This is a genomic window from Enterobacter sp. ENT03 (assembly GCF_019218745.1).
GTDB lineage: Bacteria > Pseudomonadota > Gammaproteobacteria > Enterobacterales > Enterobacteriaceae > Enterobacter_D.
This window is the reverse complement of record NZ_JAHUXA010000065.1, coordinates 1-255: the sequence shown is the minus strand read 5'-3', so window position 1 is coordinate 255 and position 255 is coordinate 1. Positions and strand designations below refer to the sequence as shown.

Genomic DNA, 255 nt, shown 5'->3' with positions numbered 1-255 from the left:
GCGCTTAATCTTGCGCGCGCCCCAGCGCTCATGGCGGGCATGCGCCATGCGCAGCAGGTCAGTGATGTCGTCCGGAGAACGGTTCGGAGAATGATGAGGTGCGCGGGAGCGGTCCTGAAGACCGGATGCACCTTCCTCAGCCCGGCGCTTAAGCCACTTATAGCCGGTGGCAGGAGAAATGCCGTAGTGACGGCAAAGGGAACGGATGTTCGCCCCGTCCTGCGAGGCGAACAAAACAAACTCAGTACGTAATGA

Annotated in this window: 1 protein-coding gene; it reads right to left on the bottom strand. The window is 60.4% G+C overall.

Annotated features, from left to right (window positions below):
* The coding region (locus KW828_RS21765) for a helix-turn-helix domain-containing protein (RefSeq protein ID WP_218338306.1) at window positions 1–255 on the bottom strand (255 nt) is incomplete at both ends.